Origin of the sequence: Lentimicrobium sp. S6 (assembly GCF_013166635.1) — a bacterium.
Lineage (GTDB): Bacteria > Bacteroidota > Bacteroidia > Bacteroidales > UBA12170 > UBA12170.
Window position 1 is genome coordinate 1 of sequence record NZ_JABKBZ010000300.1, and the last position, 380, is coordinate 380.

Sequence of the window (380 nt, forward strand, 5' to 3'; positions counted from 1 at the left end):
TCTAGATTTACTGTAAAGTCTTGACAGCTTGCTATCGGTGATTCATCATCTGTTACTGTGATATCTTGGGTATCTGTACTTATATTTCCATGGATATCTTCTACAGTCCAGATAATAGTAGTTGTTCCTACATTATAGAAACCACTGGCATCGGATGTTCCATTGAAGTCATTGCTTATGGTAGCTACGGCACAGTTATCTGCTGTTGATGGTGCCACTACTGTTACGGCTGCGCCACACAATCCTGCATCGGCTGTTTGTGTTTGGGCTGCTGCAGCTGTGATACTTGGGTTCTCAGTATCTGTAATAACGATATCTTGAGTACAAGTTGCTGCATTGCCATGGATATCTTCTACTGTCCATAAGATAGTTGTTGTTCC

The 380-nt window shown here is 41.8% G+C and carries 1 protein-coding gene; it reads right to left on the reverse strand.

Going from position 1 to position 380, the window contains the following annotated elements:
* On the reverse strand, positions 1 to 380 hold a 380-nt coding region (locus HNS40_RS22810; protein ID WP_172284998.1), incomplete at both ends, for a hypothetical protein.